Genomic DNA, 16794 nt, shown 5'->3' on the forward strand with positions numbered 1-16794 from the left:
GAACAGGCGATGTTCACTAAGGGCTAGCTAAGAATGTCCAATATGCTTGCCAGTTATGGGTTTTAGGTTTTTTTTACCTTTAAATATTACTAAAGCAAAAATTAATTTTGAATTAATTTTTTGAGTCGGAGTATTTTTCTATTTGCCAAAGTCTTCCAGGCTCAAACACTGGAAGAACCTGATTTTTATTTTGTTTTAAAGCCCCCAAAATTTGTTGTGATGGACGAAATGTCAATAATTGATTATTTTGGGAAAGGAAAAGATTTAAATTAGCATTTTCTAAATTAGTAGGCTGAGTTAAGAGCAGTAATCGTACATGATCTTGAAGTGAATAACTTTGGGCAATTAGATCACCAGTGTTGGTGTATTCATCTCCAATATCACTGACTATCACTGGTGAGGAACTACCATTAATACGATTAATTATTTCAAAATTATAATAGCTTAAATCCTTGCTCCACCAAGTATGTGCAGAAGCACTAACAGTCGCTGATGCGATACTACCTGTGAAAATAAGTAGAGTTACACTTTGCCATAGCCAACGATGGGAAGTAATTTTAGTTCCTAATAAATAAGCAACTGCAAGTTGCACACCAGGATAGGAAGATATCAAGTAACGGCTGACAGTAGAGCGCCTGCCCCCTAATAGTAAATCTGGTAAAGCTAAACTGAGGAAAGGAACGAGAATTGTAGTAATAATAAATAACCAGGTTGCTCTTTTGGTTTGGCGACATACTAAATAAATTGCCCCAGCTATTAATGCAATAACGGCTAGTTTCAGTAGAGAAGAACGGGTACAGTTCCAGATAGTGTCAAAACCAAAGTCTAAGTCAAAAAATAAAGAACTAAAACTAACCAGCCATAGTTTTAATAAATACCATATATCAACTTTATCTCCAGTCCAATTTGTGGTTTCTAATGCCCGTTGGCGGTTAGTGACTAGTACTACTAACCAAGGAAGATATAAAATAAGCGAGCTAGCGATCGCCAATACAAAATATATGACATTATTTCTAGACGATTGCCTATTTTCTGGCTGAAATGTCCGCCCTAAAAATACATAACTTCCTTGAGCAACTACCGTTAGAACAAAAAAAGGATGGGTGTACCAGCCTATAATGTTGCTGAGAGTATACAAACTCCAGTTTTGCCAAGTAGGTAAGCGCCAAGCCCGTAATAATAAAAAATTGCTCCCAATGACTGCTACTGTTAGTAAGCTGTACTGTCTGGCTGTCTGAGCAAACAGAATATCGAAGGGAGACAAAGCTAACAGCACTGTTGCGAACAAAGCCACTGTAGTAGAAGCAAATAACTCCAGCCCCAAAGCATACATTAATGGCAACGCCAACAAACTCAGTAAAGCGGGCAATGTCCGGGACGCAGTGAGAGAACTGCCAAACATCTGCATCCAAAAGCGAGCCATTAAGAAATAAAGTGGTGGATGATGTGGGTCTTCAATTTTTAGTGAGTTAATTGTATCTACTACAGTGCTTCCTGGTTTCAATCGCTGAAACTTCAGTAAATATGGTGCTGGTATGATGTGATTTTGAAAAATTTCTTGGTCTATCTCTTGGCGTGTGAAGCCCGCCGCCCGCATAGATGTATAGGCTTCATCGTGCCAGTAAATTTTGTAGTCGAGATGAAAAAAGCGGAAAAATACACCTGTTACCAACAGTATTAGTAGAAACAACCTCAACCTGCGCGGAGTAAGTTTGAGATCCCGCATAGCAAATCACCGCATGAATTTAGAAATCTAAAGCATAGTGACTGTAATTACCACAATCACCAATGCTTCAGCGAAGTACCTGTTTAATTTCGTGTAGTGATACTAGTTGCGGTGTAAATACACGTTTATCGGCAATGTCTATAACCCTCACAACAGCGTAATTACGAATTACGCTACTAGCCGCCATACACAATTTCACTGCGGTTAGTATTCCCCAAATCGGGTAAAGATTTAGGTGAATGGGGGGTAAGGGCTGTGGGTGTACTGGGGGCTACTTGTAATTGCTGTACTAGACGTTGTAAAAGTTTGTCTTGTTGTTGACGGAAAGCGCCAATTTGAGGGCCACGGTTAATGATAGCGAACCAAACCAAACCGCGATCGCGTGTGGGTACAACTCCAGCTAAAGCACTTACATCGCGCAAAGTCCCAGTTTTCATCACAGTAGCCATCGGCAAATGTCGAGAGTGCATTGTGCCTCGGCGGTCAAAGCCAGCAATGGGAAACAAATCCGCTAGATTCAGTTGAACCGCAGCCGCTTCATGTTGCAGCGCCATCAACATCGCACAAGCCGCCCTGGGAGAAATGCGATTTTCCGGGCCAAGTCCCGAACCATTGATTAATTGAATTTCTGTTTCTGGTACTCTTGCTAGTTTGGCAGCTTTGGCTTGGACTACAGCATGGCCTCCCACTGCTTCTGCCAACATCTGCGCCATCTCATTATTACTATAAACATTCATCTCCTTGATTAATTGTTTCAAGGGTAAGGAACGGTGACGCACTAGTAAAGTTTGTTTGGGGTTAGGCTGGGCGGCAAATTTGATTGTGCCTTTAATAGCTACCTGGGGCTTTGGTGTCCCCTTGGGCATAATGGAATGTATATAATTTGCTGGACGAGTCCAGGTTTTAGAATTTAGTGATTGTTTGAGCATTTGCCCAGCTAATAGGGGATGGCGTTGGAAATTCATGGCGAAATTGCCTGTAATTACCAAATTTCCCTTTACCTGCTTAATTCCCATTTTATTGAGCGTATTACCCAGGGCGATCGCTTCTTCCCAAACAAACATCGGGTCACCACCGCCATTAATGATTAAATCACCTTGTAATACGCCATTAACAACTGAACCATTGGTGGCGATCGTCGTTTCAAATTGATGTTCTGGGCCGAAAGTAGTAAAAGCCGCCAGTGAAGTAGCAATTTTAGTGAGAGAAGCTGCCGGCAGAGGTGTAGTTCCTTGATGATTAGCCATCAACATCGGCCCTGACTGCAACCAAATTCCTTGGCTTTCTGCTAAATTCTGAGCAATTAATTTTGTCGTGACTAATCCCTTCAGATATTCCTTGACTGTATTAATTCCTGCTGGATTCGGATCAGGTGCAATAACCAAGCCTGGGCTACTTTGCCAAGTTAGTGCATCTAAAGCATCCGCAGGCTTGATTTGCACACCAGCCATTTCCAGCCAGATAGAAACCAAACCCGAACTCAACAATTCCAGCATGATTCACTCCCCACTTATGACTGTAATATATTGTTTCCTGTGCTAATATACGCGCTTTATGCTGTTCATCAGCATTGAGTTATCATAACTGGTATTTTTTTCTCCTCTCAAAGTAAGTTGGACAATATTTAAGTATTAGGTATCAATTACCCATTACCAAAAACTATTTCCTCTCTGGATGTACTTGCTCTTTGGTAGCAGAAATACCCATTTGATTAATTACCGCAATCATCTGATATAAACGTCCCAAGTCCCGTTGATTGAAGGATAAAACGAGGCGAGGTAGTCCCGCAGTTTCATCTTGGTTTTCTTGAGGTAAAGATTCACTTTTTTCAATTTTTCCTTGGACGAGAATGTCGCTAAATTCAGCATTTAGTTGCTCAATCTCAGCATCTGATAATTCTTGGGTTAAGCGAATTACCAGCTTATCACCCACATAGCGACAGGAGTGATACACCTGATAAAAGCGGGTTATAGCATCACAGGCTACTTCTAAACTATCTGTGACGGTGTACAGGCTGGGGTCTTCAGGATTTACCAAACCTGTTTTCACTAGATGCTGATTGATGTATTCACTCCAAGATTGCCAATAATCACCGCCAGGATGATCTATTAAAACCACTGGTACAGGGCCAAATTTACCTGTCTGGCTTAAAGTCATGCACTCAAATGCCTCATCTTGAGTACCAAACCCACCAGGAAATAAAGCTATAGCATCGCTTTCCTTGAGGAGAAAAAGCTTACGGGTAAAGAAATATTTAAAGTGAATTAGCTTGGGATCACCCTCAATAATGGGGTTTGCTTGCTGTTCAAAAGGTAGGTGAATGTTCAACCCAAAGGAATTTTCTCGTCCTGCACCCTCATGACCAGCCTGCATAATACCACCACCACCTCCGGTCATCACCATAAATCCCATCCGAGTCACCGCACGGCCAAATTCCACTGCCATTTGGTACTCTGGGGCTTGTGGTAATAGACGAGCCGAACCGAATATGGTTACTTTACGGACGTGTCGGTAATCATAAAATAATTGGAAGCCTCGTTCCATATCTGCTAAAGCCGCAGATAATATTTTCCAATCAAGACGTTCAATATCGCTGTCCGCTAAACGGACTATTGTTGCCAAAGCATTATAAATAAGTTGCCGATTTTTTAATGTCGGTAAGCGATCGATTAGTTCAGCAAGATCGGCTTGGAGAGACTCAAATGTTTCAAACGACGCAGATGAGGTCATGATAGATGCCACCACAATGGCATTACATTCTACCTAATTTTCGTGTGCAATTTTACGAATAAATCGGATTCCCATCACATCTCAAAGTAATAGCTTAGGGTCACCTCTCAACTAGAAAAATTTGATTAGTTTATCAATGGTGACATATATTTATTTCGTCCAATAGAAAAATTATGAGGCGCTAGAATCTGCACCTCATAAGACATTGAACAAATGTTTACCTAAACTTAATGAAAATAGATAGCTCAACAAGAGCTTACTACTGATTGAGTTTCACAGATGCTTTTCTAGGGTTTGAGATAATGTGGTTTTAGGCACCGCACCGACTACCATATCGACTTTTTGCCCACCTTTAAAAATCATAAGCGTGGGGATGCTGCGGATGCCGTACTGACTTGCAACTTGTGGGTTTTCATCAGTGTTGACTTTCACCACTTTTATTTTACCTTCGTACTGTAGAGCTATTTCATCGACAACAGGAGCGACCATTCTGCAAGGGCCACACCAAGGGGCCCAAAAATCAACCAGAACTGGTACATCGCTGTCGAGTACTTCTTGCTTAAAAGTAGAATCTGTAACTTGTGCGGCTGCTGACATGCCTAAAAACCTTTGCCAATTATATTTCTGACTTTCGTGAAAATTCTACCATAGCAAAAACAACTGCCCAAAACACAAGGATGTACATTTGCAAAGAAGCTAAAGAATTTATGTAATACATAAGGAACCGCCCGAACAGTAGTCCGGGCGGAGTGTGGTGTGAGGAGTGAACGGAAACATGCGTCTCCGCTATATATATTGTAGGCGACATATGTGATTTTTCCAGTGGTTGTTTAAGAGTCTGGAAAAAATTTCTGAATAATTTAAAGTTGGTAATCCGGAATAGGGTAGAAGGCATAGTAAAAAATTTATTTCTAATTAATCATTAGCCATTCCCTATTCCTTTTTACCTATTCCCTTTATTTACCCATACCTAATTGTTGAGCTTTTTGGTAAACTTTTCCCTCTGTTAACAAAGAAGGAGCAATCACAACTTCAACTTGCTGCATTTCTTTAATATCTTTTGCTCCCAATGTACCCATGCTAGTTTTTAAGGCTCCCAATAAGTTATGAGTACCATCATCTAGCCCGGCTGGCCCGGTTAATATTTGCTCAAGAGTACCGGTTGTACCGACGCGAATCCGGGTGCCACGGGGTAATACAGGGCTAGGTGTTGCCATGCCCCAATGGAAGCCTCTTCCTGGGGCTTCGGCGGCTCTGGCAAAGGGAGAACCGATCATTACGCCGTCAGCGCCGCAAGCGATACATTTACAAATGTCACCACCAGTAATTAAACCGCCGTCAGCGATAATGGGGATATAATTGCCTGTTTCCCGATAGTAATCATCTCGTGCGGCGGCGCAATCAGCGATCGCCGTTGCTTGGGGTACTCCTACACCTAATACCCCACGAGAGGTACAAGCTGCACCAGGGCCAATCCCTACTAAGACAGCCGCCGCTCCAGCTTTTAACAAGTTCAAGGTGACTTCGTATGTCACACAGTTACCCAAAATTACGGGAATTGGCATAGAACGGCAAAATTCAGCCAAATCTAGAGGTACTACGGATTCTGGTGACAAGTGGGCGGTAGAAACTACCGTAGCTTGAATAAAAAATAAATCTGCCCCAGCTTGGGCTACTACCTCACCATATTTGCTGGCTCCTACTGGAGTAGCACTAACAGCTGCAATCCCACCTTGTTCTTTAATTTCTTGAATACGTTTGGTAATTAATTCTGGTTTGATGGGTTCGGCATAAAGCTCTTGCATTAAAGAGACAAACTCATCTTTGCCGACCGAAGCAATCCGATCTAAAATCGGCTCTGGGTCAGCATAACGAGTTTGAATGCCTTCCAAGTTAATAACTCCTAAGGCCCCTAGCTGCGATAAACGTACCGCCATCTTGACATCAACAACCCCATCCATTGCACTGGCAATAATCGGGATTTCTCGCTCGATATTGCCAATTTTCCACCGAGTATCGGCTAAACTCGGATCGAGTGTTCTGTTACCAGGGACTAGAGCAATTTCATCAATGCCATATGCTCTACGAGCCGTCTTTCCCCGCCCAAGTTGAATTTCCACGCTGTTAACTTTTCTCAATTCTGTTCTAGCTAGGGTATCAAATTGTGAGGGAGTTTGCAGCGATTTTTTTTATTGATGGCTAATTTTTTAGATATACAGGACTTACGCAGTGTTAATAATTTTCTGTTTTTTTTGTCAATAGTCCATAGTCAATAGTCAATAGTCAAAATCAGGGTTTTTGGATTGTGGACTATTGACCACCCTCAGAAGAGTTTTTTAGTTTAGTGCGTAAGTCCTTATCTATTTGAATCAAGGGAAAATTACAACTGTTAACTGTTAACGGTCAAATGACACTTAATTCATTTTTACCTTTAATAATTGGCTATGGAAAGGCTAGAATTGTTACGATCACTTCAGATTTGATGTTGCAGCCTTGATTCAATCTGAAACTTTAGAACTACTGGAATGGTATCGCCTTTGTCAGCATCTTTCTACATTTGCGGCAACTAAACTGGGGGCGATCGCATCTCTTCATCTGCAAATTCCTGCATCTCAAGCAGCAAGTGAGCAGTTGTTAGAACAGACAAAAGAAGTTTATCAACTGGAAAGTCGTCTGGCAAGCGGTTTATCTTTTGAGGGTATCCAAGATATTGGTGATTCCTTGGAAAGATCAGAACTGCAAGGGATTTTGGCTGGAGATGAACTTTTGGCGATCGCTACTACTCTTGCAGGTGCTAGAAATTTACGACGTATAATTGATAACCAAGAAGATATACCAATTTTAACTGAGTTGGTGGCTGAGTTACGCACTTACCCTGAACTAGAACAGGAAATACATCGCTGTATTGATGAACGGGGGCAAGTAACAGACCGTGCCAGCACGAAATTAGGTGACATCCGTACAGAATTGCGGAAATTGCGGAGTCAGATTACCCAAAAGCTGCAAAATATTTTACAAGTAAAATCTAACGCGGTTCAGGAACAACTGATTACCCAAAGAGGCGATCGCTTTGTTATTCCCGTCAAAGCACCACAGAAGGATGCTATTCCCGGTATTGTTCATGACACCTCAACCAGTGGGGCGACGTTATACATAGAACCTAATTCTGTTGTGCCGATGGGTAACCAACTGCGGCAGACAATTAGAAAAGAGCAAGCCGAAGAAGAAGCGATTCGTCGCGCATTGACGGAAAAAGTAGCAGCAGTTAAACCTGATTTAGAACGGTTATTAGCAATTGTCACGACTTTGGATATGGCAACTGCTAGAGCCAGATATAGTTTATGGCTCAAAGCCAATCCCCCTAGATTTATTGACCGCCAGGAACAAGAAATCATTACCTTGCGGCAGTTACACCATCCCCTGTTGGTTTGGCAACAACAGCACGAACAAGGTCATGCTGTGATTCCGGTGGATTTGTTAATCAGCCCCCATATCCGGGTAGTGACGATTACAGGGCCTAACACTGGTGGCAAAACAGTAACATTAAAAACCCTGGGACTGGCAGCCTTAATGGCCAAGGTGGGTTTATTCGTTCCTGCCCGTGAACCAGTGGAAATTCCTTGGTTTGACCAAGTATTAGCAGATATTGGCGATGAACAATCCCTACAACAAAGTTTATCGACTTTTTCTGGGCATATCCGCCGGATTAGCCGGATTTTAAATGCTTTAGGGACTGGGGAACAGGGACTGGGTACTGGGGACAGGGAAGAATCTCATCCCCAATCCCTAGTTTTACTCGATGAAGTTGGCGCAGGTACAGATCCGGCGGAAGGGAGTGCTTTAGCGATCGCCCTTTTACAATATCTAGCCGATCATGCCCAGCTAACTGTGGCTACAACTCACTTTGGCGAATTAAAAGCCCTGAAATATGAAGATCAGCGTTTTGAAAATGCTTCCGTAGAATTTGATGATGCTACTTTGTCGCCTACCTATCGTTTGTTGTGGGGTATTCCTGGACGTTCCAATGCTTTAGCGATCGCCCTACGTTTGGGATTAAAGGCGGAAGTGGTAGAACAGGCAAAAACCCAAGTGGGAGAAGCCAGTGACGAGGTGAACTTGGTAATTGCTGGCTTAGAAGCCCAACGTCGTCGCCAGGAAACCAAAGCCGCAGAAGCACAGAAAATATTACAACAAGCAGAACGCTTGTATAAAGAAGTATCTAACAAAGCGGCGGCATTACAAGAGCGAGAACAGTCTCTGCGGGCTTCCCAGGAAGTAGCGGTACAACAAGCCATTACCCAAGCCAAAGGTGAAATCGCCAAAGTAATTCGCCGCTTGCAGCAAGGTACAGCCACAGCCCAAGATGCCCAGCAAGCAACCAACAACCTCAATCAAATCGCCCAAAAATATCAACCAGCACCACCACCAAAGGCAAAACCGGGGTTTGTACCCAAAATAGGCGATCGCATTCGCATCTCCCAATTTGGTCAAACAGCCGATGTGTTAACCGCCCCAGATGAAGATGGTGAGTTAACAGTCCGCTTTGGCATTATGAAAATGACGGTGAAGCTAGAAGATATCGAATCTCTCGATGGTCAAAAACCTGAACCAATCACCAAAGCGAAGCCAGCCCCAGTTACTCCACCCCCACCAGCCCAACCGGTTTTAGCAATTCGTACCTCCAAAAATACTGTGGATTTACGAGGTAAACGGGTAGCAGATGCCGAATACATTTTAGACAAAGCCATTTCTGAAGCAACTGGCCCAATCTGGATTATTCATGGACATGGTACTGGCAAACTCCGTCAAGGTGTCCACGCCTTTTTAGAACAACACCCTAGAGTTAGCCGTCACGAGCCAGCAGAACAATCCGACGGTGGTAGTGGGGTGACAGTCGCGCATATTTCGTAAAAGGGACTGGGGATTAGGGACTGGGTTTTCAAATGAAAAATTATGAAATTCTGCTTTAACCCCTCCATCCTATACCCTTACACCTAGTCTCAACAGACAAGCTGGGTGCGTAAGTCCTAATTACATCGTCACTTGTATAGTTTGTTGACTGCTGACGGTTAACTGTCAACGGTCAACAGCCCTCATTAGTAGTTATGCAATTTAGACGCGCATTCCTTTCTTTGATGAATTTTATTTATTAAGCCTGTATCAATAAATTTGACTAACGTCCTAATTGAATCACGAGTATCTAATTATTCATTCTTTGATGAAGCTTATTGTTAATAATTAGACATTAGATTTTCTGATTATATTTATTTATACTTAAGTACTTAATTAGGAGATAATAATTAAGTATATTTTACCATGACAATTCACTTTCTACACTGTTGAAAATAAATTTTCATCAAGTAGAGTAAGACAGTGACAATTGCTGTTTACCAAAGTTCAGAAAAGATAGTGCAGTTAAGAATCAAGCAAAGACTCATACTCAAACTTTTTCACATTCTGACTTGAACAAGGGAGTAGGAAGTGGTGAGTTCTGAATGGCGAGTAAAAATTTCTCTCCCTGTCCCCTGCTGCTCCTCCCTCCTTCTTCCTGCCTCTTTTAGAGGAAACCAACTCTAATTATTCAGAGTCTGGTTTCAAAATGGGTAACAGCAACAGCCCCTACCAGCCTGATCACCTATGCTTAAAGTTATGCAATCGGCCGCTGATCCAGCCACTCCCAATTCCCAATGGGAGGACTTAATTAAACTCCCAACTCCAAATGTTGTTGAATGGGACAACATCAAAACTCAGTTAGACTTGGTACTGTTGGCACTGGAAACCCTGACGGGAATTGGCTCTGAGGCTATGCTCTCGGCGGCAACCAGCCTGAATCTGGAGTCGAAAGTGCCAGACCGCGTAGCCTTATGGCGCTTGCGTCAGTCAAACCCTCTACGCAAAGGTCAAGGAGGGCGGAAAAAGCTGGATGTAGAAGAAGCGCGATCGCTTGTTCTCATCATCTGCTACCTCGCCAAACAGCACCAGGAATTAATTCGTCGTGCGGTGGGTCTACTAGAACAAATGGCGGAAAAAAATCGGGAACCTCATCAGGCTGCTTTACTTGGAGACTACATAGATGCTTTCTGCAACACCTACCAAGAGCGGATGGAAGAGGACGAGCAAATCTCGACGGATTTACTAACTAACCTAGCGCTGAAACTACTTGTGGATTTGCTGTTTTATAGCGCTCCTGGTGGACACCGCCGTCTTTGGCTAGCACTCATCGACCGTTCCGCAAAATTTTGAAAACATCTCCTTTGCAGTTCCTGCCATGCCTCTATCTAATTCTGTCATTCGTCGCTACACACCACCTACTTGTACGCTAGAAGTATTGGCGCAAAGCTCCCCTTTGTCACGTTGGATGGGGAAACCAGTACTTAGACACTTAACCTTTGAGTTGCGCTTTGATGACCCGCAATTGCCCGAAGAAAACAGAGTACCCATTCGAGGCGATCGCGACCAACTTGAAGCCCTATGTGATGCTGTCACCACTTACGTACAGCAATTTCTCCAACAACCCCCAGATAGTTTTCGTTTTAATGTCTCTGAACTCGAAGATTCAACTAAAGTATCTACTGAAGAATTAACAGATTTTCATCAAGCTTCACTCTTATCTAAAACCACAAAATCTTTTATACCCCAAATACCAGGGACAAAAATCTATTTAGAACCGGGCGATTATTTAACACACAATTTATTTCTTGGTTCCTTAGCTAATCAAGCATCTGGCTATGTTATTCAACTAAGTTTGCTGCAACTGTTCGATCTAGCAACAGCGTTAGATGAATATTCAACCGACGTAATGGCATTACCATCTCTCAATAAAACTAGTTCTGTCGTCCCTTTCCCAGCTTGGGCTTCTGTTGCTGCCGTATTAGTATTAGCTTTAGGTTTAACGCCTCTAACTTGGCAATATGCTAATAACACCAAACAAAAAGAGCAGCAGACAGCGACAAACAACAATCCCAACGATGAACAAATAGCTTTACAACCAACCTTACCTAATTTTCCTGCTCCTCAATCTGAACTAGCCCCTGCAAATAATTCGTTGTCTTTACCTTTAGGTTCGGCTCCACCACCACCTCCCAATACTGGTTTACCGACAACTCCCCTCATATCTCCTGACACCAGTTTCCCAGGTAATTCTGCTTTACCTCCCAATTCTGTAACCTCAAAACAGACATCAAATATACCACAGACAAACATTCCACCAATCTCTGGCAATCCAGGCATTACTATACCTGGGCAACAAGTTGCCATTCAACCAAATCCCTCAGGGGGAATTAACTCAGCAGGGGTTACTCTCAAGCGGAATTTACCCCCCAGATTATCTACCTCTACAGGTAATATTTCATCTGGTATCCCACCAGTACCGCCACCACTAGCTACCATACCTAACAATGCAATTCCTCAGGTCTACTCACCAGTAACCTCACAAGCCGCAAGAAGTAGAGTCAATACTTCCCCAGAGTTAGCTGACACTAGTTCATTAATAGATGGTTCGAGAAGTGAACCCAAGACAGCTTCGTCTGGTGACATTGCTACGAGTAACACTGGCACACTATTTGATACACCACAGGTAGCAGAAGCCAGGGAGTTTTTCAAAAAGCGTTGGCAACCACCCTCAGGCTTTGCACAAACCCTAGAGTATAGCGTCATGCTGGGTGTAGATGGCTCAATTGAGCGGATTTTACCTTTAGGCAAGGCAGCTAGAGATTATGTTGATCTAGTTGGGATGCCTGCGATTGGAGAACCCTTTGTTTCTGCTAATCGCTCTGGGCAAATGACAAGGATTCGGGTTCTTCTCAGTCCAGATGGCAAGGTACAAACCTTTCCAGAGACTGAATAAGCTATTCTGCTTTTAAGTTGCATAATCCATCATGAAGGCTGTTGACCGTTAACAGTCAACAGTCAACAACCCTTATTAGTAGTTATGCAATTTAGGCACGCATTAGCTTAGTCAAAACTGAAACTTTGAGAATATGAACTAGAGATTGATGACAATCCTAAAACTGGTACAGTTGCTGTGCCAGTTTTTACTTATTTTTATTAGTTAAAAATTACCTTTCTGAGTCCAGTTAATAAAGTGGATTGAGTATAAAAACTAGTGAATCTAGTAATCAATATAATCAAGTTTAATCTTAATTATTAACGTCGGTTCGATGACCTCTCCCCAAACCCCTCTGTCTTGAAAAGTTCTGTTCGCTCTTAGCGTTGGCGAAGCCATCGGAGGAAACCTCCGCCCAGACTTTTCGCTCCGACGTGGAGAGGGGCTTAGATATTCCGAAATATCAAGGACAAATTAGGGTTTTGAAGCCTCTCTCCTTGCAGGGGAGAGGTTTGGAGAGGGGTTTTTGAAATTCGTCGAACTCACGTTAATTATTAAACATTCAACAACCGATGGAACATTAAAAAACACACATAATTATTCTTAAGAAATTTTATCAAAGGTGGAAAATATGCAAACTATTGGGACTCAGAAAGATAGTCCGGCTTGGGTTATTCAAACATGGGCCGCTTTTTTGATTTCTATTTCTATGACCAGTTTTGGAATTGCCAACTTACCTGTAGATAACTGGGTAAAAGGCTTTATGAGTATGGGTTTGGCTTTCTCTGTTGGTTCAACTTTTACTCTAGCTAAAACCACTAGAGATTTGCATGAAGCCAGAAGATTAGCTGCGCGCATTGATGAGGCGAAAGTAGAAAAGTTGTTGTCACAACATGACCCTTTGAATCTTAAATAAAATACAGCTAAATTCAACTTAGTTAAGGGCATGAAACGAGTTTAGGCTCAGGAGTAATCATCAAAGGTGCATACCGGATTGATGCTATAGCTGTTGACGGTTGTCTGTTGACAGATTTGAAAGCCTTGCTTGATGTCCTAATCTATCTGGCTAAGCTGTTACGCATTTAAATTGTATATTTCGCACTCAGGTTGTCAAAAGTCCAGAGTCCAAGCTAGCCTTTGACTCTGGACTCTTGACTATGGACAGCCCTGACGCAAGAATATTTGATTTAGGTGCGTATCACCTTATGGCTATAAATTGAAACTTAAAAAATCACAAAAATAAAAGGGCTGTTATGAACAGTCCTTTTACTTTTATGGAGTTAATTTTTTATTTTAATAACGGGATTTTTTATTTTTTGACTTTTGCTTTCGCCGCCGCTTTTCGGTAGTTGCAACTGCATGGTCTACTGGGTAGCCAACAACAGGAATTACCTGGAATTTACGATCTTCTTCTAAATTTTTGAGTTCGGTGTAATCAACCCAATGAATACAATCAACCGGACAAGTGTCAATTGCTTCTTGAATAACTTCTTCCGCGTCCCCATCTTGACGAATTACACGCGATCGCCCATAGTCAGGCTCAATGTAGAATGTGTTCCGCGCCACATGAGCGCAATGCTTGCAACCAATACAGGTGATCTCGTCAACATAAACACCTTTTTGCCGCAATATTCCGCCCAATTCTGGTTCAAAACCAGAACGCTCCGGGGCATCCCGCAAAAAACCCCCTAGTTCTGGCTCAAAACCGGAACGATTGTCTTCTTGTTCTGGCGACGGCAGAAAATCAGCCATTACGCACTCCAGCGCTGTACAACTAGGCGAATAGAACCATCTTCATTTTTTTGCTGTTCGGAGACTTGGAAGCCTACACGAGCAGTTTCTTTCACTACTGTTTGGTAAGCATAACGTTGGGTAACTTGGCGTAAGAAACCATCAACTGACAAATTTTGTTGCCAATATTGTAGGTCTGCCACTAGCTCATATTCTTTGCCATTCCATCTAAAGCCGATGTCATAGCCATTTTCCTGCTCAATGGTAATTTCCGCAGGATGGGTCTGACCGCGATAGCCGCGCACTTCTTGTGGGCCTGGTTTCCAATCTATGCCCAAATCTGTGAGCGCTTCTTGTAAAGATTCGAGGTTACGGATCTGAGTCTTAATTTGGCTAAAGTGTGACATGGTGGTTGTAAATCAACGACAATGAACTGCTGTGAGAACTTACCAATCGCTGTAAGTAGTTTGCGTATTTGCCAGGCTAGATTCCTGAACCTGGGTGGCGAAAAATTCCGAGGTTGGCTCATGAGTGAGTACTTGCCCTAGCTGTGCTTCTATTGCTGCTGTAACCTCAGCACAGGAAGCCCCTACAATGCCAGTGACTGTTTCTTGTACCCGACCGTCTGGATAGATAATGAATTCTAATGTTTCCATACTCTTAGCCAACCGCAATAAGTCCGCTTGAATTGTACTGCCTTAGCAGCAAGCTATGTGTATAGCTCTAGGAACATTGTTACTTAGATACAAACTTGCCATTTTTTAACTAATGTTCCATCTCTCAAAATAAATATCTCAGAAAGTTTACAAAAATTATTAATTTTATAAGTCAACACATCTGTCATTAGTTAGTTTCTCTTAACCTAATCTATAAGTCAAGGTAATCTTGTGCTGATGGTTTTGGCTGAAAAAGCGTTGAAAAATCAACACTAGGGGTAGTATAGCTAGCTGTGTCGGCTGTAAAAATAGCAAATTTATTGAAAATTCTTATCATTATCATCGGCTTTGACTTATTCTCGGATGGGAAATACTGCACTGTGTTAGCCGCAGTTAAGGATTACAAAAGCAAAAATGCTGTAATCTCAGCACTAAGTATTTATCTATACAAAAGACATTACAGATGATGAGGAAGTGTCCATGTGACAAGAGATTTTTTGCAGATTTCACTGTTAGTAGTCTTGGTATCGAGGTTAGTCTATTCAGCATCACCAACACATGACACTGCTAATGGGAGAATATATTTCCTTTATGTTTTAGCCGATTAAATCCTAACTTCATTAATTAATCTTTTGTTTAAAGCAACAATCTCTTAACTTTTTTATCAAGCGACATTGAGGGACTAGGGTTAAATTAAACTTTAAAGAAGCTATGTTCAACCAAAACCAGGGAAACTGACATTGCCAGTTAGTTCTAATTCATCATTTCTTTAATTTTAAAGTAACTGTGTAAATCTCATTTGTTTAAACTTTACCTATATAGCTTTAACTGGTATTCTAAAATATTAGTTTCTCGTAAATTGTTAATTTATTTGCAGAGGCAAGCTATGTTTTAAAAAAAGATTGAAACTAAAAGCAGATTATAGAAATTTAAAAAAGAGAACTATAACTTTTTTGCGGTGTTCTCTGTCTTTTTCTCAGAAGTTTCTCATTATGAACACATTAATCATCAATGGTATACTACAAGCTGGTTGAAGATTTACTTTAAAAATAGCTAAGAGATTAACAGGTGAAGTTTTATTTGCCTGGGCAAAAGTCCTGCATTCAGCGTTTTTAGTATATCAATACTTTATGAAAAATCAGGTATCTTTCCATAAGTTGACTGATAATTTGCAGTCTATGTATTTAACTGAGTATCGCATTGCGGTTTTAATTCCTTGCCGCAATGAAGCCTTAACAATTTCCCAGGTCGTATCTGATTTTCGGAAATTCCTTCCAGATTCAGAAATTTATGTCTATAACAACTGTTCTACAGATGATACGGCTGAAGTGGCAACATCAGCAGGTGCAATTGTCTGCCATGAAGCTGTTCCAGGGAAAGGCAATGTAGTTCGGCGGATGTTTGCAGATATTGATGCTGATATCTATGTTTTAGTAGACGGCGATAATACCTACGAGACTGAGGCTGTAACGCATCTAATCAATTGTTTGGTTAAGGGAAACCTTGATATGGTGGTGGGTACTCGACGGGGTAAAACAGGTAGTGCTTATCGTCCAGGGCATCGGGGTGGAAATTGGATGCTTACTTCTTTTGTGCGAATGTTATTTGGCGCGGAATTAAAGGATATGTTATCCGGGTACCGCATCTTTTCCCGACGCTTTGTCAAATCTTTCCCGGCTTTATCTAACGGATTTGAAATTGAAACTGAATTAACAGTACACGCACTGGAATTAAAACTACCGTTTACGGAGGAGCCGACAATGTACGGCGAGCGTCCTCCCGGTTCCAATAGTAAATTAAAAACTTTTACCGATGGTTGGCGTATTTTAGGAACTGCAATCCTTCTGTTTAAAGAAGTGCGTCCTGCTCTTTTCTTTGGTATTGGGTTTGTAATTTTGATGCTGATAGCAACGTTGCTGATCCTACCTGTTCTAGAAACGTATCTAGCTACTGGCTTGGTGCCACGATTCCCTACAGCAATTTTGTCAGCATCTATGACAGTGTTAGCTTTTCTTAGCCTCACCTGTGGGATAATTTTAGACTCGGTGGCGCGGGGAAGACGGGAGATGAAGCGGATGATTTACTTGTCTTACCCAGCTTTTACTACCCACAAATAAATAAGTTTT

At 41.9% G+C, this 16794-nt stretch carries 12 protein-coding genes and 1 pseudogene; 5 read left to right on the forward strand and 8 right to left on the reverse strand.

The window, feature by feature from the left end:
* Nucleotides 1-112: 112 nt before the first annotated feature.
* The 5 genes and pseudogenes from H6G14_RS07510 to H6G14_RS07530 form a co-directional block, all read right to left on the reverse strand.
* Nucleotides 113-1726 (reverse strand): glycosyltransferase family 39 protein, encoded by a 1614-nt coding sequence (locus tag H6G14_RS07510; protein WP_190566460.1) that lies wholly within the window; start codon nt 1724-1726, stop codon nt 113-115.
* Nucleotides 1727-1902: 176 nt separating this feature from the next.
* Nucleotides 1903-3222, reverse strand: coding sequence for a D-alanyl-D-alanine carboxypeptidase/D-alanyl-D-alanine-endopeptidase (locus H6G14_RS07515; protein WP_190566461.1), 1320 nt, complete (start codon nt 3220-3222; stop codon nt 1903-1905).
* 163 nt (nt 3223-3385) lie between these two features.
* Nucleotides 3386-4456: an LOG family protein gene (locus H6G14_RS07520; protein ID WP_190566462.1), complete on the reverse strand. Its 1071-nt coding sequence runs from the start codon at nt 4454-4456 to the stop codon at nt 3386-3388.
* A 273-nt stretch (nt 4457-4729) separates the two neighbouring features.
* A pseudogene (trxA, locus tag H6G14_RS07525) lies at nt 4730-5077 on the reverse strand (thioredoxin); the annotation flags it as partial.
* 335 nt (nt 5078-5412) lie between these two features.
* Nucleotides 5413-6576, reverse strand: a complete 1164-nt coding sequence (locus H6G14_RS07530; protein ID WP_011319410.1) for a GuaB3 family IMP dehydrogenase-related protein — start codon at nt 6574-6576, stop codon at nt 5413-5415.
* Nucleotides 6577-6949: 373 nt separating this feature from the next.
* Between H6G14_RS07530 and H6G14_RS07535 the strand changes: the two genes are divergently transcribed.
* The 4 genes from H6G14_RS07535 (at nt 6950) to H6G14_RS07550 (ending at nt 13197) form a co-directional block, all read left to right on the forward strand.
* Nucleotides 6950-9367 (forward strand): endonuclease MutS2, encoded by a 2418-nt coding sequence (locus H6G14_RS07535; RefSeq protein ID WP_190566464.1) that lies wholly within the window; start codon nt 6950-6952, stop codon nt 9365-9367.
* A gap of 726 nt (nt 9368-10093) precedes the next feature.
* Entirely contained in the window at nt 10094-10699 is a 606-nt protein-coding gene (locus H6G14_RS07540) for a DUF3038 domain-containing protein (protein WP_010994225.1), read from the forward strand.
* Between the two features lie 25 nt (nt 10700-10724).
* Nucleotides 10725-12302 carry a DUF4335 domain-containing protein gene (locus H6G14_RS07545; RefSeq protein ID WP_190566465.1) on the forward strand — a complete coding sequence of 526 codons (1578 nt, stop codon included), beginning with the start codon at nt 10725-10727 and terminating at the stop codon, nt 12300-12302.
* Between the two features lie 610 nt (nt 12303-12912).
* Nucleotides 12913-13197, forward strand: a complete 285-nt coding sequence (locus tag H6G14_RS07550) for a YiaA/YiaB family inner membrane protein (RefSeq protein WP_190566467.1) — start codon at nt 12913-12915, stop codon at nt 13195-13197.
* Nucleotides 13198-13574: 377 nt separating this feature from the next.
* Here H6G14_RS07550 and H6G14_RS07555 read toward each other — a convergent pair whose 3' ends face one another.
* From H6G14_RS07555 to H6G14_RS07565, 3 genes are read right to left on the reverse strand one after another with little or no spacing between them, the layout of a single operon-like run.
* A complete protein-coding gene (locus H6G14_RS07555; RefSeq protein WP_010994222.1) occupies nt 13575-14033 on the reverse strand; it encodes a ferredoxin in 459 nt (152 codons plus the stop codon).
* Entirely contained in the window at nt 14033-14419 is a 387-nt protein-coding gene (locus tag H6G14_RS07560; RefSeq protein ID WP_011319404.1) for a DUF1257 domain-containing protein, read from the reverse strand. Before H6G14_RS07560 ends, H6G14_RS07555 begins: the two co-directional genes overlap by 1 nt.
* A gap of 39 nt (nt 14420-14458) precedes the next feature.
* Entirely contained in the window at nt 14459-14668 is a 210-nt protein-coding gene (locus tag H6G14_RS07565) for a DUF2997 domain-containing protein (protein WP_010994220.1), read from the reverse strand.
* 1130 nt (nt 14669-15798) lie between these two features.
* Here H6G14_RS07565 and H6G14_RS07570 point away from each other — a divergent pair.
* A complete protein-coding gene (locus tag H6G14_RS07570) occupies nt 15799-16785 on the forward strand; it encodes a glycosyltransferase family 2 protein (RefSeq protein WP_197535804.1) in 987 nt (328 codons plus the stop codon).
* Nucleotides 16786-16794 lie beyond the last annotated feature (9 nt).

The organism is Nostoc parmelioides FACHB-3921 (genome assembly GCF_014696625.1).
Taxonomy (GTDB): domain Bacteria; phylum Cyanobacteriota; class Cyanobacteriia; order Cyanobacteriales; family Nostocaceae; genus Trichormus; species Trichormus parmelioides.